Below are 22,318 nucleotides of genomic sequence, written 5' to 3'. Positions count from 1 at the left end.
CTTACAATACGATATCGGTCCAGAGCTCGGACGGATCCGGCTCCGCGTCGTGCTGGGCAAATTCGGCGGCGTCGGCGACGATGTCGCGAACCTCCTTGTCGACGGCCTTGAGTTCGTCCTCGGTCGCCCACTTCTTCTCGATGAGCCGCGCCTTGACCTGCTCGATCGGATCATGATCGGAGCGCATCTTCTGGACTTCTTCCTTGGAGCGGTATTTCGCCGGGTCGGACATCGAGTGGCCGCGATAGCGATACGTCTGCATTTCCAGAATGATCGGCCCGTTGCCGGCACGGCACCACTCGGTAGCCAGATCGCCAGCCGCCTTGACCGCACGCACATCCATGCCGTCGACCTGGATACCCGGAATCTTGAACGACGCGCCACGATGCGAAAAATTGGTTTCCGCCGAAGAGCGCGACACCGAGGTGCCCATGGCGTAGCGGTTGTTCTCGATGATGTAGATCACCGGCAGCTTCCACAGCGAGGCCATGTTGAAGCTTTCGTAGACCTGGCCCTGGTTGGCGGCGCCGTCGCCGAAATAGGTCAGCGAGACATTGTTGTTGTCGCGGTAGCGGTTGGCAAAAGCCAGACCTGTTCCAAGCGACACCTGTGCACCGACAATGCCGTGACCGCCATAGAAATGCTTCTCCTTGGAGAACATGTGCATGGAGCCGCCCTTGCCCCTGGACAAGCCGCCGCGGCGTCCGGTCAGCTCGGCCATCACGCCACGCGGCGACAGCTCCATCGCCAGCATGTGGCCGTGATCGCGATAGGCCGTGATCATCTGATCGCCGTCGATCAGCGCCATCTTCATGCCGGTGACGACCGCTTCCTGGCCGATATAGAGGTGACAGAAACCGCCAATGAAGCCCATGCCGTAGAGCTGGCCGGCCTTCTCCTCGAAGCGACGGATGAGCAGCATGTGCCGGTAGGCGGCAAGCTCTTCGTCCTTGGTGAAGTCAACGGGCTTGGGTGCTGATAGACCGGATTTGCCGTCGAATTTCGATTTGGCAGGCGCTTTTCTGGCTGCGGTGGCCATGCATCACTCCCTGTTGGCGTCTCTTTGCGGACACTGGAGCAAGATCAAACTGCTCCGGGGAGATCGCCCTCCCCTTCGATTTATGGGAGGCTAACACGTAGAAAGGCGTTCCGCCATGTCGAAATTGCATAGCTGGCATGCACCTAAGCAATTAAAATCATTGAAAATATTGTTGATTAACCTGAAACTGGTTACTTCGCCAGAGCGGGCAGCATGATGGTGATCTCGTCGGCCTGCGACAGATTGAGTGCCTTGCGCGCCTGCTCATCGAGCATGTCCTTCTCCAGCGTGCCGTCATGCATGAGCTTGACGCGCCGCTCAAGGTCCGTCCTGCGTGCCTTGATCGCATCGAGCTGTCCCTGCAACGCGACCGTCTCGGCCTCAAGCTTGTATTTCGAATTGATGCCGAATTCACCGTGATAGGCATGGAAGCCGAAATAAGCCAGGAACAGCACGCACAGCGAGGGAACGATCAGCCGGCCGGTGTTTCTCTGCTTGTGCTGACGCGTCCACATGACCGATTCCCCGTGCCGCGAACTCGAACGGCTCGAAGTCTTTTTCGCCTGATTGTGCTTAACGGACGGTTACGGGAGACCGCCGTGCCGGCCTGAAATGAAAAAGGGCGGGATGTCCCGCCCTCTCCGTATCAACAATGTGCGGCGGGATCAGTCCTTGATCACGGACTTGCCGGCATAATGCGCCTGCTTGCCGAGTTCTTCCTCGATCCGGATCAGCTGGTTGTATTTGGCCATACGGTCCGAGCGCGACAGCGATCCGGTCTTGATCTGTCCGCAATTGGTGGCGACGGCAAGATCGGCGATGGTCGAATCCTCGGTCTCGCCCGAACGGTGCGACATGACGGCGGTGTAGGCAGCCTTGTGCGCGGTCTCGACGGCGTCGAGCGTCTCGGTCAGCGAGCCGATCTGGTTGACCTTGACCAGGATCGAATTGGCGACGCCCAAGCGGATGCCGTCGCGCAGGCGCGCCGTGTTGGTGACGAAGAGATCGTCGCCGACAAGCTGCGTCTTCTTGCCGATCAGGTCGGTCAGGTACTTCCAGCCTTCCCAATCGTCCTCGGCAAGGCCATCCTCGATCGAGATGATCGGATAGTCGGCGGCGAGCTTGGCGAGATACTTGGCCTGCGCCTTGGGATCGCGCGTTTTCTTCTCGCCCTCATAGACATAGTTGCCGTCCTTGAAGAACTCGGTCGCGGCGCAATCGAGGCCGAGCGCGATCTCTTCACCCGGTTTGAATCCGGCCTTCTCGATCGATTCCATGATGAAGTCGAGCGCCACCGGCGCGCTCTTCAGATTCGGCGCGAAGCCGCCCTCGTCGCCGACATTGGTGTTGTGGCCGGCATCCTTCAGCTTCTTGCGCAGCGTGTGGAAGATTTCCGAGCCCCAGCGCACGCCTTCGCGCAGCGTCGGCGCGCCGACCGGAAGGATCATGAATTCCTGGAAGTCGATCGGGTTGTCGGCATGCGCGCCGCCATTGATGATGTTCATCATCGGCACGGGCAGGACATGCGCCTTGGTGCCGCCGACATAGCGGTAGAGCGGCAGCCCGGCGGCCTCGGCAGCGGCCTTCGCGACCGCCAGCGAAACGCCCAAAATGGCGTTGGCGCCGAGCCGGCTCTTGTTGGGCGTGCCATCAAGTTCGATCATGGTCTGATCGATATGGATCTGGTTTTCGGCTTCCATGCCGCCGATCGCCTCGAACAATTCGCCATTGACCGCCTCGACGGCCCTGAGCACGCCCTTGCCAAGGTAGCGGGCGCCGCCGTCACGAAGCTCGACGGCTTCGTGTGCTCCGGTGGAGGCACCCGACGGCACAGCGGCGCGGCCCATCGAACCGTCTTCGAGAACAACATCGACCTCGACGGTCGGGTTTCCACGGCTGTCCAGGATTTCACGCCCGACAATGTCGATGATGGCGGTCATTGCGATGTCCTCGATTGATCTGGAGAAAACGTCGCGCCCGTCTTAGCCAAAGCGACGCAAAAGGCAATCGGGGCCTGATCGAATAGTGCCGCCCGCCCGATTCACGAAGCGCAATTTCCTGTCATCATAAGTCATGCCACCCGACGCGCATTCCAGGTTAAGATTGTTATCGCGCGGGGCGAAACAGGAGGGGTTCGCCATGTCTGAGTTGAGCGGTATTGTCAGTCTGTTTCTGATCGCCGCGGCGTTTCTGACGTCATGCGACAACCAGCAGTCGCCGCCAAAGGCTACTGCCTCTTTGCCGGCTTTGCACGCTAGCGAGTAGCGTTACGTTTGAATCAAAAGGGGGCCGTAGAACGGCCCCCTTTTTCCAATTATGGCGTCAATGCCAGTAGGGCGCGACCTTGTAATATTCGTATGACTCGTCGCGCGCGCTCTCGCCATCCGCGCCGGCCAGTTCGTTGATCGAATGGGCAGGCGCTGCCTTCAGCTGTTCCTTGGAGAATGGTATGACATATCCGCCTCTTGCCTCATCATAGTCGAGGCTTGCCCAGGGGATGGCGTGGTACTTCTCGCCAATGCCGAGAAAGCCGCCAAATCCGATCACCGCGAACATGATGCCGTTCGACGTCTTGTCGAGCATCACGTCCTCGATGCTGCCGATGCTGTCGCCTTGGGTGTTGTAGACGGTCGTGCCGATGACTCGTGAAGCGGCAATGGCTTCGGTGTGGCCTGTTTGCGTCGTCATTGTTTGCTCCTCGTTGTCGTTAATCCGCACTTTGACAATGAGGGGCGCGGGCGAAAGTTCCCGACTTTTTTGGCGGGCTGCCCAATCACTCCGCGAGGATGAAAGTCACCTTCATATTGACGCGATAGGCTGCGATCTTGCCATCCTCGACGACGATCTTCTGGTCCTGGATCCAGGCGCCTTCGACGTTCTTCAGGGTCTTCGCGGCGCGCGCAATCCCCTTCTCGATGGCGTCTTGAAAGCTTTTCCTGGACGACGAGGTGATTTCGGTGACACGGGCGACGGACATTGGCTTCCTCCTGCCAAAGCGCTCATTTGCCGGACAAGCCTACAACCGGGGCTTATTCGCTACAAGACATTGGCTTTTCAGCCCTTTGCTATCCTGTCGAAGGCCATGAGCCTTTCCAGCAGTGCCGGCATATCCTTCAGCGGCAGCATGTTGGGACCATCGGAGGAAGTCGAATTGTCCGGGTCCTGGTGGGTCTCGATGAACACGCCGGCAACGCCCACGGCAACGGCCGCGCGGGCCAGCGTCTCGACAAAGCGGCGCTCCCCGCCAGACGATCCGCCCTGCCCGCCCGGCTGCTGCACCGAATGGGTGGCGTCGAAGATCACCGGGGCGCCGATCTCGGCCATGACGGGCAGAGCGCGCATATCCGACACCAGCGTGTTGTACCCGAAAGAAGCGCCGCGCTCGGTGGTCAGCACATTGGCATTGCCGGAGCCGGTGATCTTGGCGACCACGTTTTTCATGTCCCAGGGTGCGAGGAACTGCCCCTTCTTCACATTGATGACCTTGCCCGTCCTCGCGGCGGCGACGAGCATATCGGTCTGGCGCGACAGGAAGGCCGGAATCTGCAGCACGTCGACATGCGGCGCCACGATCGCGCACTGTTCCTCGGTGTGGACATCGGTCAGCACGGGAAGCGAGAATTCCTTGCGCAACTCGTCGAAGACGGGAAGCGCGGCGTCCATGCCGGCACCCCGCGTTGCTGACAGCGAGGTGCGATTGGCCTTGTCGTAACTCGTCTTGTAGACGAGGCCGATGCCGAGCCTGCCGGTCAGCTCCTTCAGCGTGCCGGCCATATCGAAGGCGTGCTGGCGCGATTCGAACTGGCAAGGGCCGGCGATCAGCGCCAGCGGTCCGGTATTGTCGAAGACGACGTTGCCGACGGTTACCGACGAATTGGGCGCCAGGGGGTTGCTCATGGGATCTCCCGAAAGATGAAAGCCGCGCCCTGCCCGGATGCCGGCCGCACGATGATGTCATTGCCCGACATATCGTGCTGGATGGCATTGGCCGCAAGCAGGCGTGCGGTGGCGCCAATGTCGGGGATCGAAAAAACCACGGCGGCGAAGTGCAATTCTGATGGCGTACCGGCCGTTATTCCGAAGCGCGCCGTGAAAGCAGCGGCGTCCAGCACGGTCAAGCCCGCGTTCGGCAGATGAAAAACGCCGTCGTGCGCATCGGCGGCCTGATCATTGACCGCCACTGAAATCAGCCGATGCTGCTCGGCGGAAGCGCTGCTGATTGCAATCACCTCGACAATTCCGTCGACCCCATTGGGGTGAGCCTGCAAGGCTCCTCGGTCTACTCTCGGCGCGTTGATGCGCTGACAGGCAAAAAGAAATGCGTCCGTTTGGCCAGGAGCCGCGGCAAAGGCGAGCTTGAACGACGCCGTATGGCTTTTGCCCGCCGAATCGGTGAAGGCTCGGGAGAAGCTCAGCTTGTCTCCCGCCGACAGACCCGCTTCGACATAGCGTTGATGGTCGCCATCCGCATTGTCCGTGCCGAGGACCACCGCGGAAAATCCCTCGTTGCCACGACTTTCCCGATAGAGGCGATCTCGCGCAACGAAGACATTGCCCTCGGCAGCCGCCTCTGTCGCAGCCTGTTTACGGCCAATCGCAAGCGGCTCCAGATAGGAGCCGTCGGCGAGGAAAACGCAGCAGTTTTCCGTGCCAAACGGATGGATTCCGGTCGGAGCGACGACGAAGCCAAGGGCGTTAAGCCGGGCACGCGCCGCATCAAGGCTCTGCGTCGGCAGAACCAGATGATCGAGCGGATGAATGTCTGACGAGGTCATGGAAGCGCGATGTGCATCATTCGGAAGATCGGTTCAAGACTTGATCGCAATGCCGCCGGCGGCGGCCCCGCAACAACCAACTGGAAGAGTCTTGGACATTCGCTTCCGCCGCAACTGGACTTGACGTGAGGCTATCCCCCGCACGGATCAGCTTCGGGCCACGACATCAGCGGAATAGCGCAGCTCGCGCAATGGTTTGACCTTGCTGGTGGTCTGCGCATAGAGCGGGTGCGCCTTGTAGGCTGCCAGCGCCGCGTCATCGGCGAATTCCGCGTAGACGACGACATCGACTTCATCCGACAGCGGGTCGACCTTGGTGTTCAACGTGACCTCGAAGAGGCTGGAATGAGGAATGTCACCAAGCGCCAGCAGTCCGGTGCGAACTGCTTCCACATCTTCCTTGCGCCGCGCGCTGAAGAAAACGATATGCCGGATCAATCCCGCCTCCTCGATCTGAAATGTCGAGGTCTTTTGTGACGGCGGTCTCTTTGCGTCAACCGGTCATGGCGCCACGCGTCCTTGCGACGCGCCTCGATCGGGCTGGCCCTCGTCTCACCGCGGTGAGCACCCCAAATGAGGCGCCAGGCTGCTATCTCAAGAAGGATATCAGGCTTTTCCGGTGACGTAGCGCACGACATGGGAGAGTTCCCTGACCGTGACGTCAAGATACCGGCCCTGATTGTAGAGACCGTCCCAGATCAGAAAGAACGCGATGGCGGCAATGACAATCACATAACGCATGGCCAAAGCTATCGCACTAGCGCTGCGGCTGCCATAGACGTTTTCGATTTCGGGCAGCAGCCTGACGCAAGGCGGCGTATGCCAGCCACCCGCGTGGCGCAGTCCAGCTCTTGGCATGCCTCTTGAAGTTCCGCCTCATCGAGTGGAAGATTGGCGCAGGCATTCATCGGAAAGCGCTGAAGCTCGGGCTAATGGTCGCGCGCTTCGTTCGAGCCCGCCTGTCGCCGGATCCGCAGGCAACCCGGGACTAGGCAACGGCGTTCGAACCCGGCGAATGAACCAAGAGAACCGCGGCTCGGCAATTGCGCCGGCACCACGGAGATCCAGGGGCATGGAATGGCACACGGGGAACAGGATGGCATAGCGCCGGGCGACGTGGTCAGGCTCGACGAGTTCAATTTCGCCGAGAGCGTCAAGGGCCTGCCGGCCAAAGCGCGCATGGTGCTGTCGGCGGCGATGAACCTGCCGCGCGGTTCGCTGAAAGTCTGGATGCCGGACGGCCGCGCCGTTCTCGTCGGCGGCAAGGCGCCGGGGCCCGATGCCGAACTGGTGCTCAAGAACTGGCGCCTGCCGGGCCGCGCCTTTTCCGGCGGCACAATTGGTGTTGCCGAATCCTATATGGACGGCGATTGGGAAAGCCCTGACGTCACCAGCTTCCTGGAATTGTTCGTGGTCAACTCCGCCTTCGGTGAGAGGGTTGCGGGCGGCGCCAGCTGGCTCATCAACACAGTCCAGCGCATCCGTCACTGGTTCAACGAGAACACACGCACGGGATCGAAGCGTAATATCTCGGCGCACTACGATCTCGGCAACGCCTTCTACAAGGAATGGCTCGACCCGAGCATGACCTATTCCTCGGCGCTTTACGCCAATGGCGTCAACGATCTCGAGAGCGCCCAGGCCGCCAAATACCGGGCGCTGGCCAGGGATACGGGCGTAGGCGCGAAGGATCATGTGCTGGAGATAGGCTGCGGTTGGGGCGGCTTTGCCGAATTCGCCGCACGCGAAATCGGTTGCCGAGTCACCGGATTGACCATCAGCCGCGAGCAGCACGACTTCGCCAAGGCGCGCATCGCCAAGGCCGGCCTTGCCGAGAAGGTCGACATCAAGTTGCAGGATTACCGCGACGAAACGGGCACCTACGATCGCATCGCCTCGATCGAGATGTTCGAGGCGGTCGGCGAGAAATACTGGCCGGTGTTCTTCTCCAAGATGAAGGACTGCCTGAAGCCCGACGGCATGGCTGGACTGCAGATCATCACCATCAACGAAGCCGCCTACGACACCTATCGCGCCAGGCCGGATTTCATCCAGCGCTACGTCTTCCCGGGCGGCATGCTGCCGACGCCGTCCATCTTGAAATCACTTGGCGCCGCGCACGGCCTTGCCCATCTGCGCGAACGCGTTTTCCCCGAGGACTATGCCCGTACGCTTGCCGAATGGCGCCAGCGTTTCCGAGGGTCGTGGGAGAAAATCGTACCGCTCGGTTTCGACGATCGCTTCAAGAAGCTCTGGGAGTTCTACCTGCACTATTGCGAAGCCGGCTTCCGAGCCAGCTACATCGATGTGCGCCAGGTGGTCTACAAGGCGTAGCCTGTGCGGGCGGCATTTCCACCGATGCGCTGGATCTTGTCATGCCGGTAGTCAAGGGGCGATTCGTGCCGCCGGCCCCTCCAAGGATCTGACATGCGGCCAAGGCTGACCGCACCAGTTTTTGACGGCCTGATCAGAGAAGGATGCGATATCTGGCAAAGCCAGCTTCGCCCTCGCCGGCAGGTTCGATCTTAAGCGACTTCACATCGGCGATGAAGTCCTTTGCCTTGACGCCGGTGTCGAAGACGACGCTGGTTCCCGGCAACGGCGCGAACGACCAGTTATCGTCGGCCGACGGGTTGATGGTGCCCTGGCTGACGATGTATCGAACGATGACATCGCGGTTGGTGTCCGGCGCCTCGTAGATGATCTTCGAGGCATTGATGTCAGGGAAATTGCCACCGCCGCCGGCCCGGTAATTGTTGGTCGCGACAACGAATTTCGCTGCCGGATCAATGGGTTTTCCGTCGAACATAAGCTCAACAATGCGATTGGAACCGGCATTGGCGATGCCGCCCTTGGAATCGTATTTCGGCGGCTGCGACAGGTCTATCCTGTAGGTGACGCCGTCGATCACGTCGAAATTGTAGGATGGAAAATCAGTGTTGATCAGAACCTGGTCGGCCTTCCCGGCCTCGATTCGGTTGAAAATGCCGGCCGACATTTCCAGCCATTCCTTGACCTGAGCCCCCGTAATTTCCACGGCGCGCACCGTGTTGGGATAGAGGTAGAGGTCGGCGACGTTCTTGATCGCGATGTCGCCCGCCGGCACGTCGGTATAGTAGTCGGCGCCGTTGCGTCCACCGGCTTTGAACGGGGCCGCCGCCGATAACAACGGCACGTCCTTCCACTGTGTGCTTTTCAATATGTCCTTCAGGTACCAGGTTTGCGCCTGGCTGACGACCTGTACCGACGGGTCGTCCGCGACCAGCGCGAAATAGGAATAGAGCGGCGCGGACGTCTTGCCGACAGGGCGGCGTACATAGGCGAGGGTCGCTTGGTGGTCTTGCTCGAGAGCGGCGATGATGCGCTTGTCGTCCGGGACGGTCGGCTTGTTCTTGCTGTCGACACGCTCGAAGATGGGCCGCGCCTCCGATGTCGCCGAGACCACTTTCCACTTCGACCCGTCGCGCTCCAGCATCAGGTCGATCAGGCCCATATGCGAGCCCCAGAAACCGCCCATGACGGCGGGCTTGCCCTGCAGCGTCCCCTTCTGTGCGTCAACGCCCTCGAGCGCCTGGAAATCTTTCTTGCCGGGGAAGACCAGATGCTGGTGTCCGGTGAAGACCGCGTCGATGCCTTCGACGCCTGCGACAAAGAACGAGGCATTCTCCATCATGTCACCCTGCTTGACGTCGATGCCGGAATGCGAGAGCGCGATGACGATGTCGGCGCCCTCCTCCTTCATCCGCGGCACCCACGCCCTCGCCGCTTCGACGATGTCGCGCGTCTTGACGTTGCCTTCGAGGTTCTTGAGGTCCCAGACCATGATCTGCGGCGGCACGAAACCGATGATGCCGACCCTGATCGGCTGTTCCGCGCCTGACCCGTCCTTGATCTTCTTGTCCAGGATTATGTAGGGCTTGAGGTAGAGCTTGTCGTCGCGCGGGTTGGCGGCAAGCTCGGTACCCCGGATCAGATTAGCGCAGACGAACGGGAAATTGGCGCCGGCCAGCACCTTGTCCAGAAAGGACAGGCCATAGTTGAATTCGTGATTGCCTAGCGTCGAACACTCGTAGCCGAGCAGGTTCATGCCTTTCATGATCGGATGGAGATCGCCCTCCTTCAGGCCCTTCTCATAGGCGATGTAGTCGCCCATCGGGTTGCCCTGCAAAAGATCGCCATTGTCGATCAGCATCGAATTGGCGGCTTCCTTGCGCACCGCGTCGATGAGGGAGGCCGTGCGCGACAGGCCCATCGTGTCATTGGCTTTGTCGGCGTAGTAGTCATAAGGCAGCACGTTCACATGGATATCGGTGGTTTCCATGATCCTTAGATGCGCCTGGTTGGCCTGCGCCCGGGCGGAGAAGGGGTGAAGCACGATCAGCGCCCCTGTGGCGGCGGCCCCCGCCAGGAGACCACGGCGAGAGACGGGATGGAGCAGTTGCGACATGTTTTCTCCTTCTTCGACGACCTGACGAGCCCTGCCCCGAAGCGAACTTCGCGCTGAAATCAGCTCAAGTCCACTCAAGAAGTCGCGCGCATCGGCACGCCAATCCATCAGCAACAGATGACGGCCGGATGAAAGGCGCGGTGAAGAAAGTCAGGTCTTGTCGTCGTCGCCCTGGGTGATCAACCGGGCGCTGCGCTGGCCTGTGACGTAGATCCAAAGCCAGCTCAGCGAAACCGCCAGCCGGTTGCGAAAGCCGATCAGGAAATAGATATGGGCAATGCCCCACAGCCACCATGCGAGCCAGCCGGTCAGCTTGATCCAGCCGAAATCGATCGCGGCGGCGCGCTTGCCGATCGTCGCCAGATCGCCGGCGTGCTTGTAGTGGAAAGGCCGCGGGCTGGTGTCGCCGGCAAGCCTGGCCTTGACGGTCGCGGCAACATGCCGTCCCTCCTGCTTGGCGGAAGGGGCCACGCCGGGCACCGGCCGCCCGTCGGGCCGCAGCACGTGGGCGGCGTCGCCGATGACAAAAATCTCCGGGCTGCCGGGCACGCTGAGATCAGGCTCGACCAGCACTCTGCCCGCCCGATCCGCTTTCGCTCCCAGCCACTCGGCGGCTGGCGAAGCGGCAACGCCGGCTGCCCACAGGATCGTGCGGGCCGGTAGAACCGTGTCGCCAAAAACCACGCCGTCGGCATCGCAGCGCGTAACGGCCCGGCCGAGCTCGACCGAAACGCCAAGCCGTTCCAGCGCCTTCCCGGCGTAGTCGGAGAGCTTTGGCGCGAAATTGGCCAGAATGCGGTCGCCGGCCTCGATCAGCACCACGCGCGTCTGGCGCGTATCGATGTTGCGGAATTCGCCGCGCAGCGTGTCTTGTGCCAGTTCGGCAATGGTTCCGGCGAGTTCGACCCCGGTCGGCCCGCCGCCGACGATGGCAATGGTCAGCAGTGCCTCGCGCCTGGCAGCGTCGGGTTCCCGCTCCGCCTGCTCGAAGGCCAGAAGAATGCGGCGCCGAATGGTGGTGGCGTCCTCCAAAGTCTTCAAGCCCGGCGCGAAAGGCTCCCACTCGTCATGGCCGAAATAGGCATGGCGCGCCCCGGTGGCGAGCACCAGCGTGTCGTAGGCGACGGCGCTGCCGTCGTCGAGCAGAACGCGTTTGCCGGCCCGGTCGACACCCGTGACATTGGCGAGCAGCGTGGTCACATCCCTGCGCTTGCGCAAGAGATGGCGGATCGGCCAGGCAACCTCCGAGGTTGCCAGCGCCGTGGTTGCCACCTGATAGAGCAGCGGCTGGAACAGATGATGGTTGCGCTTGTCGATCATGGTGATGCGCACCGGTGCGCCGGCCAGTGCGCGGGTGAATTCGAGACCGCCGAACCCGGCGCCAGCGACGACGACATGATGTCTGGCATCGCTCATTTGATTCACCCCTGATGGCAAGATTGCCTGCCCTAGATGTAGGTATCTTGTGCAATGCAACAATGGCAGGACAGTGCTTGAGACTCGTCGTTCCATGTCGTGAATGCACATGTTCTATCGTATCGCGAGGTATAGCGTCATCGAACGTGAGATGAGGTGAGGCATGGCTAACGATCATGACAACCAGGGCCCGGCGCAATACTCTTCGCCGCCCTGCTTCATGCACGAGCTCGACCCTGCGTTCCAGGCACCACTCAGCGACTGGACCGACGTGCGGCGTTGGCGCAAAGCCGAGCGCGAAAGGCTGATCTCCGCCCGACTTGAAGTTTCCGCCGATGCCCGAACGGCAATGTCGCAACGCATCGCCGGCGGGCTGGATGCACTTGTCGGGGAGATCGCGGGCCGCATGGTCAGCCTTTACTGGCCATTTCGCGGCGAGCCGGATCTGCGGCCCTGGATGGCGTCCGTCAATGAGCGTGGCGGCCGCACCGCACTGCCCATCGTGGTCGAGAAAGGGCAACCGCTGATCTTCCGCGCCTACAAACCGGGCGACCGGTTGGAAAAGGGCGTCTGGAACATCCCGATTCCGGCAGAGGGCGATCCGGTGCTGCCGGACATCGTCATCTCGCCCATTGTCGGCATTGATCCGGCAAGCTATCGCCTGGGCTATGGCGGCGGCTTCTTCGACCGTACGCTGGCCGCCATGCCGTTCAAGCCACTGGTCATCGGTGTCGGCTACGAAATGCAGCGTATCGCCACCATCTATCCGCAGCCGCACGACATCCCGATGGATCGGATCGTGACGGAGGCGGCCACGGTATAGGGCTCTACGCCATCTCCGGCTTCAGACCCATTGCCGTGCGGTCGACGATTTCGCGCAGGGCGAAGGACGAATTGATCTTCGTCACATGCGGCATCGCCGACAGCCATTCCTTGTGGATGCGCTCGTAGTCGACGAGATCCTTGGCCGCGATCCGCAGGATATAGTCGTACTCGCCCGACATCAGGTGGCAAGACAGCACGTTGGGGCAGCGTTTGATCGCTGCCTCGAAATCCGACAGCGTCTTCTCGAACTGGCCGGAGAGCGATATGTGGACGATCGCCGTCATCTGGTGGCCAAGGGCCGCGTTGGACAGCCGGGCGTGATAGCCGCGGATGGTTCCGGACTTCTCCAAGTTGTCGAGCCGGCGAGAGCAGGCCGACTGCGATAGGCCGACCTTCTCGGCAAGCGCCGCGTTCGGCATCCGCCCGTCCTTCTGCAAAGTCTCCAGAATGGCGATATCAATCCTGTCGAGCGGCATTTTTCGTGATTCCTGCGAAAAAGCGTAAGATTTTGCAACGAGTACCGAAACCAGCCTGTTCACGCAAGCGCATTCGCAAACACCTGCACGCCGATTGATGGTTCACTCCAGCACTACAGGGAGTGAGCCCAAAAGGGCCCGGATCAGGAGAAGAAAATGCGCATCGGCTGCCCCAAGGAAATCAAGAACCATGAATACCGTGTCGGCCTAACGCCAGGCTCGGTCCGCGAATATGTCGCCCATGGCCACGAAGTGCTGGTCGAGACCGGCGCGGGCGCCGGCATCGGTGCCGATGACAACGCCTATCGCGCCGCTGGCGCCGTCATCGCCAAGACGGCCGCCGACGTGTTCGCCAAGTCGGACATGATCGTCAAGGTCAAGGAACCGCAGCCCAATGAATGGGCGCAGCTGCGCGAAGGCCAGATCCTGTACACCTATCTCCATTTGGCTCCTGATCCGGAGCAGACCAAGGGCCTGCTCGCCTCGGGCGTCACCGCGATCGCCTACGAAACCGTGACCGATGATCGTGGCGGCCTGCCGCTGCTGGCGCCGATGTCGGAAGTCGCAGGCCGCTTGTCGATCCAAGCCGGCGCCACGGCGCTGCAGAAGGCCAATGGCGGCCGCGGCGTGCTGCTCGGCGGAGTGCCCGGCGTGCTGCCCGGCAAGGTCACCGTGCTTGGCGGCGGCGTCGTTGGTCTGCACGCGGCCCGCATGGCCGCCGGCCTTGGCGCGGATGTCACCATTATCGACCGCTCGATCCCGCGCCTGCGCCAGCTTGACGACCTCTTCGCCGGCCGGATCCACACCCGCTACTCGACCGTCGAGGCGCTCGAGGAAGAATGCTTCTCCGCCGACATCGTCGTCGGCGCCGTGCTCATCCCGGGCGCCGCCGCACCGAAGCTCGTCAGCCGCGAAATGCTGTCCGGCATGAAGAAAGGCTCGGTACTGGTCGATGTCGCGATCGACCAGGGCGGCTGCTTCGAGACCTCGCACGCGACCACCCATGCCGAGCCCACCTACGAGGTCGACGGCGTGATCCACTACTGCGTTGCCAACATGCCAGGTGCGGTGCCGGTGACCTCGGCCCACGCGCTCAACAACGCGACGCTGCACTATGGTCTGCAACTCGCGGACAAGGGCCTGAAGGCTCTGGTCGATGACCATCACCTGCGCAACGGCCTCAATGTCCACAAGGGTAAGATTACCAACCGCGCGGTCGCCGAAGCGCTCGGCTACGAACTGGTCGAGCCGAAAGCAGTGCTGGCGGCTTAAGGCTTCCTTCAGTCTTCCCCGCCGGCTCGAACCGGCGGGTTTGTTCTAAAGCAATCGGCACAGGCAACAAAAAAGCGGAGCCAAAGCCCCGCTTCCTCGATATCGAGATTGCCGCCGGTTCATCCGCGGTCGGCCAATCGATCGACACTGGCTTTCTAGCGCGTATATGCGACAGCAGTACGACAGAGACTTTCTGCCGCCAATCCTAGATCTCATGCGCGCTCGACGCGGCACTGATAGCAATTGTTGCGGGCCGAGCGGACATGCACATAGGCAATGTCCTCACGCTCCAACAAAGTCTCGGCTCGTGCGGCAATTGCTGCGGTCGGGATGACGCCACCGCTGCCGTAGACGATGCGATCATCGCCGCCATAGCCGCGCACGATATACTCTGGGCTGTCGAGGATCTCCGGCGGCTCCCCTGTCCCGGCGGCACGCTCGCATTCCTGGGCATGCAGGAAGATCGGCCCGGTTTCTGCATAGGGCTGAGGGTCTGGAAATGGCCGGTAGGCGAGGATGAGATAGACATCGCCGGCGGCGATATTCCTGAGGCAATGACGGCAGGGCATCCCGTCGCCGTCAGAGACTTTCCGCTCGGGCGTCCGGCCATAGGCATCGGGGCCGCCGCGCTGCAGGGCCCTGACATTTTCGGTCGGCAGAGCTGTGAATTGGATGGTCATCGCAAGATCTCCGGTACTGGTGACCGGAAACTATGCGCTCGCCGCCGTGCTTCCCACCCGATTCCCGCCAAGCGTCGTCAGATCGACCCTTTCGAGCTCAAGGAAGGCCACCGAAATCGGCTAATCAGTTCGACAATCCTTTGATGAATTGCCGAAGCAGCGGCAGATTCCGGCTGAGTTACGGCCGCATGACGCTGGCCGAGCGCTCGGCGAAAGGTAGGGGATGCACGACTTCCTTCTTCTGCGCGACCGGCTGGAAACCGAGCTTCTGGTAGAGCGGTAGCGCGGCCGGGTGGTCGAGCGTGCAGGTCTGCACCGTCACCCTTTTCGGCCCATATGACCATGCGGCGGCAATCGCCGAACCAAGGAACCAGCGACCGATGCCTTGACCGGTGGCATGTTCCATCATGCCGAAATAGGCGAGTTCGACTTCCTCGGGCAGATGCGGCTTGAGATCGAAGAAGCCGGCTGGCGCACCGTCGAGATAGAGCACCCTGATATCGCGATCCTCGCGGTGGATTCCGGCCGACAACTCATCGTCATTCAGCCTCAGAACGTTCACCCACTGCCATTTGCGTCCCACCCGGTCCATGAGGTAGCGATAAAAATGCAAGGGAATGTCCCTGGTCTTCAGCAGCGCTACCTGGCGGTTGTAGGGTACCGGTGGCGAGACGGGCGGCGGGGCATGCATTTCGAGAAAAGTCACAGTGACCTCAATGTCCTGCAGCACGCCGTTTTCCATCAATTCATTCCTTGCCGGTCGTTGCTGGGCCGGTCTTTGCTGGGCCGGTCACGACTGGTGTATCGGACAATCCGCCCCACTCGGTCCATGAGCCGTCATAAAGCCTGTTATCGGTATGGCCAAGCGTCTCCAGCGCCAGCGTGACCACCGCGGCGGTGACGCCGGAGCCGCAGGATGTGACCACGGGTCCGGACAGGTCGATACCGGCGTCCTCGATCACTTTGCGCAAACGGTCCCTCGGCAGCAGCCTGCCGTTTTCCGAGAGCGCGGAGTACGGTACATTGCGCGCGCCCGGCATGTGACCGGAGCGGATCCCCGCACGAGGCTCGGGTTCGCTGCCGGTGAAGCGGCCCGGCCCGCGGGCATCGGCGATCTGGCCTGCCTTTGTATCGACAAGCCGGCGCATATCGGCCAGACCGACGACGCGGCCGGCGTCGAAATCGGCATGAAAGACGCTTGGCGCGATCTTCGTCGGCTCGGCCGTTACCGGCCGGCCGGTCGCCTTCCAGCCGTCGAAGCCGCCGTCCAGAATATAGGTCTGGAAGACACCCATGATCCGGAACATCCACCATGCCCGCGGTGCGGAGAAAAAGCCCGGGCCATCATAGACGACGATGGTGTCATCAGCCGACACGCCCATTGAGCCGACATATTGGGCGAAATGCTGCGGCGATGCGAGCGTGTGGGGCAAGGCAGCGTCAGGATCCGAAACCGCGTCCTGGTCCAGGAAACGGGCGCCAGGAATATGAGCCGCATCATACTCGGCGCGCGCGTCGCGCTTTTGTGCAGGCAGATACCAGGAGGCGTCTACGATCGTCAGGCCCGGCTGGCCCAAGCGCCCCTGCAGCCAGTCCGCATCGACGGTAAAAGGACTATCCTCGGCCATTCTTTTCTCCTGCCGCCTTTTGACGCTGTTCAGTTCGCCGGCATAGGACCGAAGCGGATGCGGAAGCGCCTGTTCTCCCGGCCCTTCTTTTCGATCTTGCCGATGTGGATCTCGCCGATTTCGCCGGTGCTCCTCACATGGGTGCCGCCGCAGGGCTGGCTGTCCACCGAGGCGTTGTCACCGATGCAGACCAGACGGATCTTGCCGGTGCCAACAGGCGGCCGGACGTTCTTGGACTTCACCAAACCAGGGTTCGCGGCCAATTCCTCTTCGCTGATAAGCCTGGTGAAGATGGGATGATCAGCCCGCACCAGATCCATCATGCCGGCGGTTACCTCTTCCTTGGTGAAGCTGGCGTCTGGAATGTCAAAATCGACACGGCTGTCGTCCTCGGAAACCGCCGCCCCGGTGATCGGGAACGGACAGATGACGGTGAGCAGATGGCAAGCCGAGTGCATGCGCATCAGCAGATGCCGACGCTCCCACGAGATTGCCAGCTTCACCCGCTCGCCAACGGCCAGTGGCGCCTGCGCGAGCACCGGCACGTGGATGATCTCATCCTTGTTCTCGCCTGATATGGTTGCGGCGATGTCGATGCCGCTACCGTCGGCACGCTCCAACGTGCCGCTATCGCCCGGCTGGCCGCCCGAGGTGGCGTAGAAGATCGTCCGGTCGAGGATGATGCCGCCGCGCTCATTGATGGCGACGACCGTGGCGTCAGCCGTCGTGAGATAGGCGTCGTCGCGAAACAGCGCTTCGGTCTTGTGCGCCATCACGCGACCTTCTCGAAGGGCACCGAAATCTTGCTCTGCAATTCCATCCAGCCTGGTACAGGCAGTTGCTTTTCGCGCAGGAATTCGGGGTTGAACAGCTTCGACTGGTAGCGCGTCCCGTAGTCGCAAAGGATCGTCACGATGGTGTGGCCCGGACCCAATTCCGCAGCGAGGCGCATCGCGCCGGCAATGTTGATGCCGGTCGAGCCGCCGACGCACAGGCCTTCCTCCTGGATCAGGTCGAAGACGATCGGCAGCGCGTCCTCATCCCTGATCTGGTAGGAGAAGTCAGGCGTGAAGCCTTCGAGATTTGCGGTGATGCGCCCCTGCCCAATACCTTCGGTGATCGAACTGCCTTCGGACTTCAGCTCGCCGCTGGTGTAGAAACTGTAGAGCGCTGCGCCGAGAGGGTCGGCGAGCGCGATCTTGACGTTCTTGCTCTTGGCCTTCAATCCGAGCCCGACACCGGCCAGCGTTCCGCCCGACCCCACCGCCGAGACAAAACCGTCGACCTTGCCCCCGGTCTGGGCCCAGATTTCCTCGGCCGTGGTGCGGATATGGCCATCGCGGTTGGCGACATTGTCGAACTGGTTGGCCCAGATCGCGCCGTTCGGTTCGCTCCTGGCCATCTGCTCCGCCAGCCGTCCCGACAGTCTCACGTAGTTGTTGTTGGGATTCCTGTAAGGCACGGCCGGCACTTCGATCAGCTCGGCGCCGAGCAACCTGATCGTGTCCTTCTTTTCCTGGCTCTGCGTATCCGGAATGACGATGACGGTGCGATAGCCCAGCGCCTTGGCGACGAGCGTCAGCCCGATGCCGGTATTGCCGGCGGTTCCCTCGACGATGACACCGCCCGGCTGCAACAGGCCGCGTTGTTCGGCATCACGGATGATGAACAGGCCGGCGCGATCCTTAACCGACTGCCCCGGATTCATGAACTCGGCCTTGCCCAGGATCTCGCAGCCGGTTTCTTCGGAAGCCTTGTTGAGGCGGATCAGGGGCGTGTTGCCGATCGCGTCGATCACTGAACGGGGCATTCGGGATTCCTTGTATGCGTGCGCCGAACCCTAGAAACCCAACGCTTAGGTTTCAAGGCAAGAATTTGTCTGGTCCAGTCGCATTTCCGGCGCTGCGGTGTATGGATGTCGCGGGGACCGGCTGGACACCCGACAGTTCATTTGCACCCGGCGTCGAGAAGCACTCTTTTCATTCGATTCCTCCACCGATAGAGCAAGACATCAACAACTCGGCAGGGCGCAGCATGACACTCTATCGGGCCGATCCGAAACACGGCGTAGCCTGGGTCACTGGCGGCAGCAGCGGCATCGGCCGCTCGCTGGCTAGGGATCTGGCGTCACAAGGCTATGCGGTGGCGGTGACAGCGCTGGACGACGATCCGATCGACACGCTCATCGTCGAGACCGCGCAGATGCCGGGCAAGGTCGTGTCCTTTCCCTGCGACGTCACCGACGAGCCGCGCATGGCAAGAACGGTCGCCGCGATCGAGAACGACCTCGGACCGATCGTGCTTGCCATCTTCAATGCCGGTAATTACATCTCGACACCCGGAGAGTCCCTCGTCGTCAAGGACTTTCGCCGCTCCTTCGAAGTCAACTATTTCGGCATCATCCATGGGCTGGTGCCTGTCGTCGAGCATATGCGGGTGCGGGCACGTGGCCATGTCGTTCTGGTCGGCTCGGTGACCGCCTATTTCGGCTGGCCGACCACGGCGGCCTATGGCGGCACGAAGGCGGCGATCAACATTCTGGCCGAGTCGCTGAAATATGATTTCGACAAGATGAACATCCGCGTCCAGGTGATTAACCCCGGCTTTGTCGACACGCCATTGACCGAAAAGAACATGCTGCCGATGCCTGGCCTGATGCCGGTCGGCCGCGCGACGCGCCGCATGATGCGGGGCATCAAATCCGGCGGCTTCGAAGTGACCTTCCCGTACAGAACGAGCTGGCCGCTGAAATTTCTCGGCATGCTGCCAAGGCCGCTATGCCGATGGGTAATCAGCCTGACGACCAGCTGGAAAGCACGCCCACTGCATTATGAGCGCAAACCGCCCAACGAATAGATGCCCACAGGATTGGTGGCTGGGCCGCCTGAACCGCCGTTGCCTGTTCATGGCCACCACCATAGTCTGAATGTTGTTGCGTGGAGTTTGCGATGGGGCGACGGATCGTGCTTGCTGTGCTGGGCCTGATCGCCATCCTTGCACTGACCTTCCTATTGGGTCCACGCGTACCCGTCGATACCACGATCCGCTTCGATCCTTCCGCCATTGGCGACGACCCGCAAGCCTATGTGGCAAAAGTGGAGGCAGCCATACCCGGTATCCGTGATGGGCTGGAGAAGGAGATCGTCTGGGCCAACCCGATGGTGCATGCAAAGACGCCGCTATCGATCGTCTACATCCACGGCTTTTCCGCATCGAAGGGCGAGATCCGGCCCTTGCCCGACGACGTGGCCGACCAGCTCGACGCCAACCTGTTCTACACCCGCCTCACCGGCCATGGACAGGACGGCGCGGCGATGACGCAAGGCAGCGTCAATGCCTGGATCAACGACTATGAGGAGGCGCTCGCCATCGGCCGGGCAATCGGCGACAAGGTGATCGTCATCTCGACATCGACCGGCGGCTCGCTGGCGGCCTGGGCGGCGACGCAGCCCGGGGCATCCGAGGGTGTGGCGGCCATTGCATTCATCTCGCCCAATTTCGGCGTGAAAGCATCCGGCGCCGAGATCCTGACCATGCCCTGGGGCAAGCAGATCGCCGAACTCGTCGCCGGCAAGGAACGTAGGTTCGCGCCGCGCAACGCGCTGCATGAGAAATTCTGGACCACCAGATATCCGATCGCCGCGACGATGCCCATGCAGGCGCTGACCGACCTTGCCTATGGCGCGCCGGTGGAGAAGGCGACCATTCCCGCCCTGTTCATCTTCTCGGATATAGACAAGGTCGTGCGACCCGACCGCACGCGTGAGATCGCCGCGCGCTGGGGTGCCGCGCATGAGCTGGTGCCCATCGAAAGCACTGGCGATCCAGACAACCATGTCATTGCCGGCGACGCGCTGTCGCCATCCACCACCGCATTCCTGGCGCAACGGATTGCCGTCTGGATCCAAGCAGTGGCGAAGTAAGGGTCGAAGACAAAAACGACGGCTGAAGCAATGCTCAGCCGCCATTTTATTTGTAGTCGGCACTAGGCAACCGCCAAGAACTGGCCGGTTGCCGCGAGGTTTCGTTAGGCAGCCCGTGCCGCCGGACGCTTGCCGCCGAAGCGGCGCTTGTTGTTGCCCTTGAAGGGTTTTGCACCTTCCGGCTTGCGCTCACCGGCAAAGGCCGGCTTGTCGCCGAAACGCTTCTTGCTGAAACCGTTATTCGGCTTCTTCTCGCCGCCCGGCCGCCTGCCATCGCGACGGCCATTGCGGTCGCGATCGTTGGCGGGTTCGAAGCGCTCGTTCTTTTCCGCCGGATTGCGTGCCGGATCGGGGCTGCCGAGATGGTCGGCAACGATTGGCAGCTTGGTGCGGATGATGCGCTCGACCTGGCGCAGCTTGCTATTCTCCGAAGGATCGCAAAGCGTGAGCGCGATGCCATCCATACCGTTGCGGCCGGTGCGGCCGATGCGGTGGACATAGCTTTCGGCTTCGTCCGGCAGGTCGAAATTCACGACATGGCTGATGCCGGGCACGTCGATGCCGCGCGCGGCGATGTCGGTCGCGACCAGAATGCGCACCGATCCATCACGGAAATCGTTCAGTGCCTTCTGACGGGCATTCTGCGATTTGTTGCCGTGAATGACGGCGGCCTTGAAGCCGTCGCGCTCGAGGTCCTTGGTCACCCGGTCCGCGCCATGCTTGGTGCGCGAAAAGATGATGACGGACTTCATCGCTTCGTCGGCGAGCATCGTCGACAGCACCTGGCGCTTCTGCTTGGTGCGGGCGAAGACGACGCCCTGCACGATCTCGGCGGCCGCGGTGCTTTGCGGCGAGACCTCGATGCGGACCGGGTTCTTCAGGAGGCCCTTGGCGAGTTCGGCGATCTCGTCCGGCATGGTGGCCGAGAACAGCGCCGTCTGGCGGTCGGGCGCGGTCGCCTTGGCGATGCGCTTGACGTCGTTGATGAAGCCCATGTCGAGCATGCGGTCGCCCTCATCCAGCACCAGCCATTTGGTGTCGGAGAGGATGAGGTCGCCCTCGCGCACCAGGTCGGTCAACCGGCCCGGGGTGGCGATGAGGATATCGACGCCGGGAGCAACCTTCTTCACCTGGCTGAAGCGCGAGACACCGCCCAGCACGAGTGCCGTCGAGACATGCGCGCCCTTGGCGAGGATCTTGATGGTGTCCTCGATCTGCACCGCGAGTTCGCGGGTCGGCGCCAGGATCAGCGCGCGGGTCGTCTTGGCGCGCCGCTTGGTGCCGAGTGCGATGATCTTCGACAGGATCGGCAGCGCGAAGGCAGCGGTCTTGCCGGAGCCGGTCTGGGCGATGCCGAAAATGTCACGGCCTTCCAGCTGCGGCGGGATCGCCTGCATCTGGATCGGCTTCGGTTCGGCGAAGCCGGCATTGTGGGTGGCCTTGAGCAGCGCACCAGTAATTCCCAGCGCCGCGAACCCGGAGAGTTCCGCGGTGTCGTTGCCGGGCAATGTGTTTTCGTTGGTCAAAATAATCTTCTTTCACGCGGCCTCTGGCCGCAAACGTGCGGCAGGGCGCAACCTGCCGTCGAAAATTTGATATGAAACGACAAGGCGGGCGGACGCGGGCGTCCACTCGGCTGCGCTGTCGTGCCCGCAGGCATCATGCCACGGGGCTTTTTCGCCACTTTGTGATGTACCGGAAGAGGGGCCGATATACCGGAAAGAGGGAAAACAGACGCAACCAGTCTCATTTGTCGAGAAGGCCGGAATCTCCCGGCCCAAGCGCCTATGGGCTGCATATGGCTGAGTTCGCCCCGAAATGCAAGAGGCGCGATGCT

Annotated in this window: 23 protein-coding genes; 5 read left to right on the top strand and 18 right to left on the bottom strand. The window is 61.8% G+C overall.

What is annotated here, in order from left to right:
- Position 1: 1 nt before the first annotated feature.
- From pdhA to ACVWWD_RS20635, 9 genes are all read right to left on the bottom strand, one after another.
- Positions 2 to 1,039, bottom strand: a complete 1,038-nt coding sequence (pdhA, locus tag ACVWWD_RS20675) for a pyruvate dehydrogenase (acetyl-transferring) E1 component subunit alpha (RefSeq protein ID WP_352550652.1) — start codon at positions 1,037 to 1,039, stop codon at positions 2 to 4.
- A 191-nt stretch (positions 1,040 to 1,230) separates the two neighbouring features.
- Complete coding sequence (locus tag ACVWWD_RS20670) at positions 1,231 to 1,554, bottom strand: FtsB family cell division protein (RefSeq protein WP_023783964.1); 324 nt, start codon at positions 1,552 to 1,554, stop codon at positions 1,231 to 1,233.
- A gap of 150 nt (positions 1,555 to 1,704) precedes the next feature.
- A complete protein-coding gene (gene eno, locus ACVWWD_RS20665) occupies positions 1,705 to 2,979 on the bottom strand; it encodes a phosphopyruvate hydratase (protein ID WP_457103297.1) in 1,275 nt (424 codons plus the stop codon).
- 382 nt (positions 2,980 to 3,361) lie between these two features.
- On the bottom strand, positions 3,362 to 3,727 hold the full coding sequence (locus ACVWWD_RS20660; protein ID WP_015317938.1) for a PRC-barrel domain-containing protein: 366 nt from the start codon (positions 3,725 to 3,727) through the stop codon (positions 3,362 to 3,364).
- Positions 3,728 to 3,812: 85 nt separating this feature from the next.
- On the bottom strand, positions 3,813 to 4,016 hold the full coding sequence (locus ACVWWD_RS20655) for a dodecin family protein (protein ID WP_015317939.1): 204 nt from the start codon (positions 4,014 to 4,016) through the stop codon (positions 3,813 to 3,815).
- 77 nt (positions 4,017 to 4,093) lie between these two features.
- Positions 4,094 to 4,936, bottom strand: a complete 843-nt coding sequence (gene kdsA / locus ACVWWD_RS20650) for a 3-deoxy-8-phosphooctulonate synthase (protein ID WP_031241255.1) — start codon at positions 4,934 to 4,936, stop codon at positions 4,094 to 4,096.
- Complete coding sequence (locus tag ACVWWD_RS20645) at positions 4,933 to 5,814, bottom strand: VOC family protein (protein WP_023773662.1); 882 nt, start codon at positions 5,812 to 5,814, stop codon at positions 4,933 to 4,935. Before ACVWWD_RS20645 ends, kdsA begins: the two co-directional genes overlap by 4 nt.
- Positions 5,815 to 5,961: 147 nt before the next feature.
- Entirely contained in the window at positions 5,962 to 6,252 is a 291-nt protein-coding gene (locus ACVWWD_RS20640; protein WP_023773661.1) for a Dabb family protein, read from the bottom strand.
- A 168-nt stretch (positions 6,253 to 6,420) separates the two neighbouring features.
- Entirely contained in the window at positions 6,421 to 6,672 is a 252-nt protein-coding gene (locus tag ACVWWD_RS20635; protein WP_032924904.1) for a hypothetical protein, read from the bottom strand.
- A 219-nt stretch (positions 6,673 to 6,891) separates the two neighbouring features.
- On the opposite strand from ACVWWD_RS20635, the gene ACVWWD_RS20630 reads away from it, so the two are divergent.
- A complete protein-coding gene (locus ACVWWD_RS20630) occupies positions 6,892 to 8,148 on the top strand; it encodes an SAM-dependent methyltransferase (protein ID WP_023773659.1) in 1,257 nt (418 codons plus the stop codon).
- Between the two features lie 133 nt (positions 8,149 to 8,281).
- On the opposite strand, the gene ACVWWD_RS20625 is transcribed toward ACVWWD_RS20630, so the two are convergent.
- Together ACVWWD_RS20625 and ACVWWD_RS20620 are read right to left on the bottom strand one after the other, a co-directional pair.
- The gene (locus ACVWWD_RS20625) at positions 8,282 to 10,261 is read right to left on the bottom strand and encodes a bifunctional 2',3'-cyclic-nucleotide 2'-phosphodiesterase/3'-nucleotidase (RefSeq protein ID WP_023783961.1); all 1,980 of its coding nucleotides are present in this window, start codon (positions 10,259 to 10,261) and stop codon (positions 8,282 to 8,284) included.
- Between the two features lie 150 nt (positions 10,262 to 10,411).
- The gene (locus tag ACVWWD_RS20620) at positions 10,412 to 11,677 is read right to left on the bottom strand and encodes an NAD(P)/FAD-dependent oxidoreductase (protein ID WP_352550647.1); all 1,266 of its coding nucleotides are present in this window, start codon (positions 11,675 to 11,677) and stop codon (positions 10,412 to 10,414) included.
- A 163-nt stretch (positions 11,678 to 11,840) separates the two neighbouring features.
- Between ACVWWD_RS20620 and ACVWWD_RS20615 the strand changes: the two genes are divergently transcribed.
- Positions 11,841 to 12,500, top strand: a complete 660-nt coding sequence (locus ACVWWD_RS20615) for a 5-formyltetrahydrofolate cyclo-ligase (protein ID WP_352550645.1) — start codon at positions 11,841 to 11,843, stop codon at positions 12,498 to 12,500.
- Between the two features lie 4 nt (positions 12,501 to 12,504).
- On the opposite strand, the gene ACVWWD_RS20610 is transcribed toward ACVWWD_RS20615, so the two are convergent.
- Positions 12,505 to 12,978, bottom strand: a complete 474-nt coding sequence (locus ACVWWD_RS20610; RefSeq protein WP_015317948.1) for an Lrp/AsnC family transcriptional regulator — start codon at positions 12,976 to 12,978, stop codon at positions 12,505 to 12,507.
- 156 nt (positions 12,979 to 13,134) lie between these two features.
- Here ACVWWD_RS20610 and ald point away from each other — a divergent pair, with 156 nt between their 5' ends.
- A complete protein-coding gene (gene ald, locus ACVWWD_RS20605; protein WP_023773655.1) occupies positions 13,135 to 14,250 on the top strand; it encodes an alanine dehydrogenase in 1,116 nt (371 codons plus the stop codon).
- Positions 14,251 to 14,462: 212 nt separating this feature from the next.
- Here ald and ACVWWD_RS20600 read toward each other — a convergent pair whose 3' ends face one another.
- From ACVWWD_RS20600 to ACVWWD_RS20580, 5 genes are all read right to left on the bottom strand, one after another.
- Complete coding sequence (locus ACVWWD_RS20600; protein ID WP_352550642.1) at positions 14,463 to 14,930, bottom strand: DUF1203 domain-containing protein; 468 nt, start codon at positions 14,928 to 14,930, stop codon at positions 14,463 to 14,465.
- Positions 14,931 to 15,108: 178 nt separating this feature from the next.
- A complete protein-coding gene (locus ACVWWD_RS20595) occupies positions 15,109 to 15,672 on the bottom strand; it encodes a GNAT family N-acetyltransferase (RefSeq protein WP_023773652.1) in 564 nt (187 codons plus the stop codon).
- Positions 15,673 to 15,676: 4 nt separating this feature from the next.
- Positions 15,677 to 16,558: a 3-mercaptopyruvate sulfurtransferase gene (sseA, locus tag ACVWWD_RS20590; protein ID WP_352550639.1), complete on the bottom strand. Its 882-nt coding sequence runs from the start codon at positions 16,556 to 16,558 to the stop codon at positions 15,677 to 15,679.
- 29 nt (positions 16,559 to 16,587) lie between these two features.
- Entirely contained in the window at positions 16,588 to 17,331 is a 744-nt protein-coding gene (locus ACVWWD_RS20585) for an alanyl-tRNA editing protein (RefSeq protein WP_352550638.1), read from the bottom strand.
- Positions 17,331 to 18,368 carry a cysteine synthase A gene (locus tag ACVWWD_RS20580; protein WP_457103296.1) on the bottom strand — a complete coding sequence of 346 codons (1,038 nt, stop codon included), beginning with the start codon at positions 18,366 to 18,368 and terminating at the stop codon, positions 17,331 to 17,333. Before ACVWWD_RS20580 ends, ACVWWD_RS20585 begins: the two co-directional genes overlap by 1 nt.
- 224 nt (positions 18,369 to 18,592) lie before the next feature.
- On the opposite strand from ACVWWD_RS20580, the gene ACVWWD_RS20575 reads away from it, so the two are divergent.
- Together ACVWWD_RS20575 and ACVWWD_RS20570 are read left to right on the top strand one after the other, a co-directional pair.
- A complete protein-coding gene (locus tag ACVWWD_RS20575) occupies positions 18,593 to 19,414 on the top strand; it encodes an SDR family oxidoreductase (protein WP_352550634.1) in 822 nt (273 codons plus the stop codon).
- A 92-nt stretch (positions 19,415 to 19,506) separates the two neighbouring features.
- On the top strand, positions 19,507 to 20,481 hold the full coding sequence (locus ACVWWD_RS20570; RefSeq protein WP_352550632.1) for an alpha/beta hydrolase: 975 nt from the start codon (positions 19,507 to 19,509) through the stop codon (positions 20,479 to 20,481).
- Positions 20,482 to 20,585: 104 nt separating this feature from the next.
- Here ACVWWD_RS20570 and ACVWWD_RS20565 read toward each other — a convergent pair whose 3' ends face one another.
- Positions 20,586 to 22,007 carry a DEAD/DEAH box helicase gene (locus ACVWWD_RS20565; RefSeq protein ID WP_352550630.1) on the bottom strand — a complete coding sequence of 474 codons (1,422 nt, stop codon included), beginning with the start codon at positions 22,005 to 22,007 and terminating at the stop codon, positions 20,586 to 20,588.
- Between the last annotated feature and the right edge of the window lie 311 nt (positions 22,008 to 22,318).

The sequence above is a fragment of the Mesorhizobium sp. URHB0026 genome, from assembly GCF_054059755.1.
The sequence above is the reverse complement of the archived record's forward strand: the minus strand, read 5'-3'. Positions and strand labels throughout refer to the sequence as shown.

Coding starts and splice junctions, on each gene's coding strand:
- pdhA (WP_352550652.1), bottom strand. CDS start 1,039: ATGGCCACCGCAGCCAGAAAAGCGCCTGCCAAATCGAAATTCGACGGC.
- ACVWWD_RS20670 (WP_023783964.1), bottom strand. CDS start 1,554: ATGTGGACGCGTCAGCACAAGCAGAGAAACACCGGCCGGCTGATCGTT.
- eno (WP_457103297.1), bottom strand. CDS start 2,979: ATGACCGCCATCATCGACATTGTCGGGCGTGAAATCCTGGACAGCCGT.
- ACVWWD_RS20660 (WP_015317938.1), bottom strand. CDS start 3,727: ATGACGACGCAAACAGGCCACACCGAAGCCATTGCCGCTTCACGAGTC.
- ACVWWD_RS20655 (WP_015317939.1), bottom strand. CDS start 4,016: ATGTCCGTCGCCCGTGTCACCGAAATCACCTCGTCGTCCAGGAAAAGC.
- kdsA (WP_031241255.1), bottom strand. CDS start 4,936: ATGAGCAACCCCCTGGCGCCCAATTCGTCGGTAACCGTCGGCAACGTC.
- ACVWWD_RS20645 (WP_023773662.1), bottom strand. CDS start 5,814: ATGACCTCGTCAGACATTCATCCGCTCGATCATCTGGTTCTGCCGACG.
- ACVWWD_RS20635 (WP_032924904.1), bottom strand. CDS start 6,672: ATGCCAAGAGCTGGACTGCGCCACGCGGGTGGCTGGCATACGCCGCCT.
- ACVWWD_RS20630 (WP_023773659.1), top strand. CDS start 6,892: ATGGCACACGGGGAACAGGATGGCATAGCGCCGGGCGACGTGGTCAGG.
- ACVWWD_RS20625 (WP_023783961.1), bottom strand. CDS start 10,261: ATGTCGCAACTGCTCCATCCCGTCTCTCGCCGTGGTCTCCTGGCGGGG.
- ACVWWD_RS20620 (WP_352550647.1), bottom strand. CDS start 11,677: ATGAGCGATGCCAGACATCATGTCGTCGTCGCTGGCGCCGGGTTCGGC.
- ACVWWD_RS20615 (WP_352550645.1), top strand. CDS start 11,841: ATGGCTAACGATCATGACAACCAGGGCCCGGCGCAATACTCTTCGCCG.
- ACVWWD_RS20610 (WP_015317948.1), bottom strand. CDS start 12,978: ATGCCGCTCGACAGGATTGATATCGCCATTCTGGAGACTTTGCAGAAG.
- ald (WP_023773655.1), top strand. CDS start 13,135: ATGCGCATCGGCTGCCCCAAGGAAATCAAGAACCATGAATACCGTGTC.
- ACVWWD_RS20600 (WP_352550642.1), bottom strand. CDS start 14,930: ATGACCATCCAATTCACAGCTCTGCCGACCGAAAATGTCAGGGCCCTG.
- ACVWWD_RS20595 (WP_023773652.1), bottom strand. CDS start 15,672: ATGGAAAACGGCGTGCTGCAGGACATTGAGGTCACTGTGACTTTTCTC.
- sseA (WP_352550639.1), bottom strand. CDS start 16,558: ATGGCCGAGGATAGTCCTTTTACCGTCGATGCGGACTGGCTGCAGGGG.
- ACVWWD_RS20585 (WP_352550638.1), bottom strand. CDS start 17,331: ATGGCGCACAAGACCGAAGCGCTGTTTCGCGACGACGCCTATCTCACG.
- ACVWWD_RS20580 (WP_457103296.1), bottom strand. CDS start 18,368: ATGCCCCGTTCAGTGATCGACGCGATCGGCAACACGCCCCTGATCCGC.
- ACVWWD_RS20575 (WP_352550634.1), top strand. CDS start 18,593: ATGACACTCTATCGGGCCGATCCGAAACACGGCGTAGCCTGGGTCACT.
- ACVWWD_RS20570 (WP_352550632.1), top strand. CDS start 19,507: ATGGGGCGACGGATCGTGCTTGCTGTGCTGGGCCTGATCGCCATCCTT.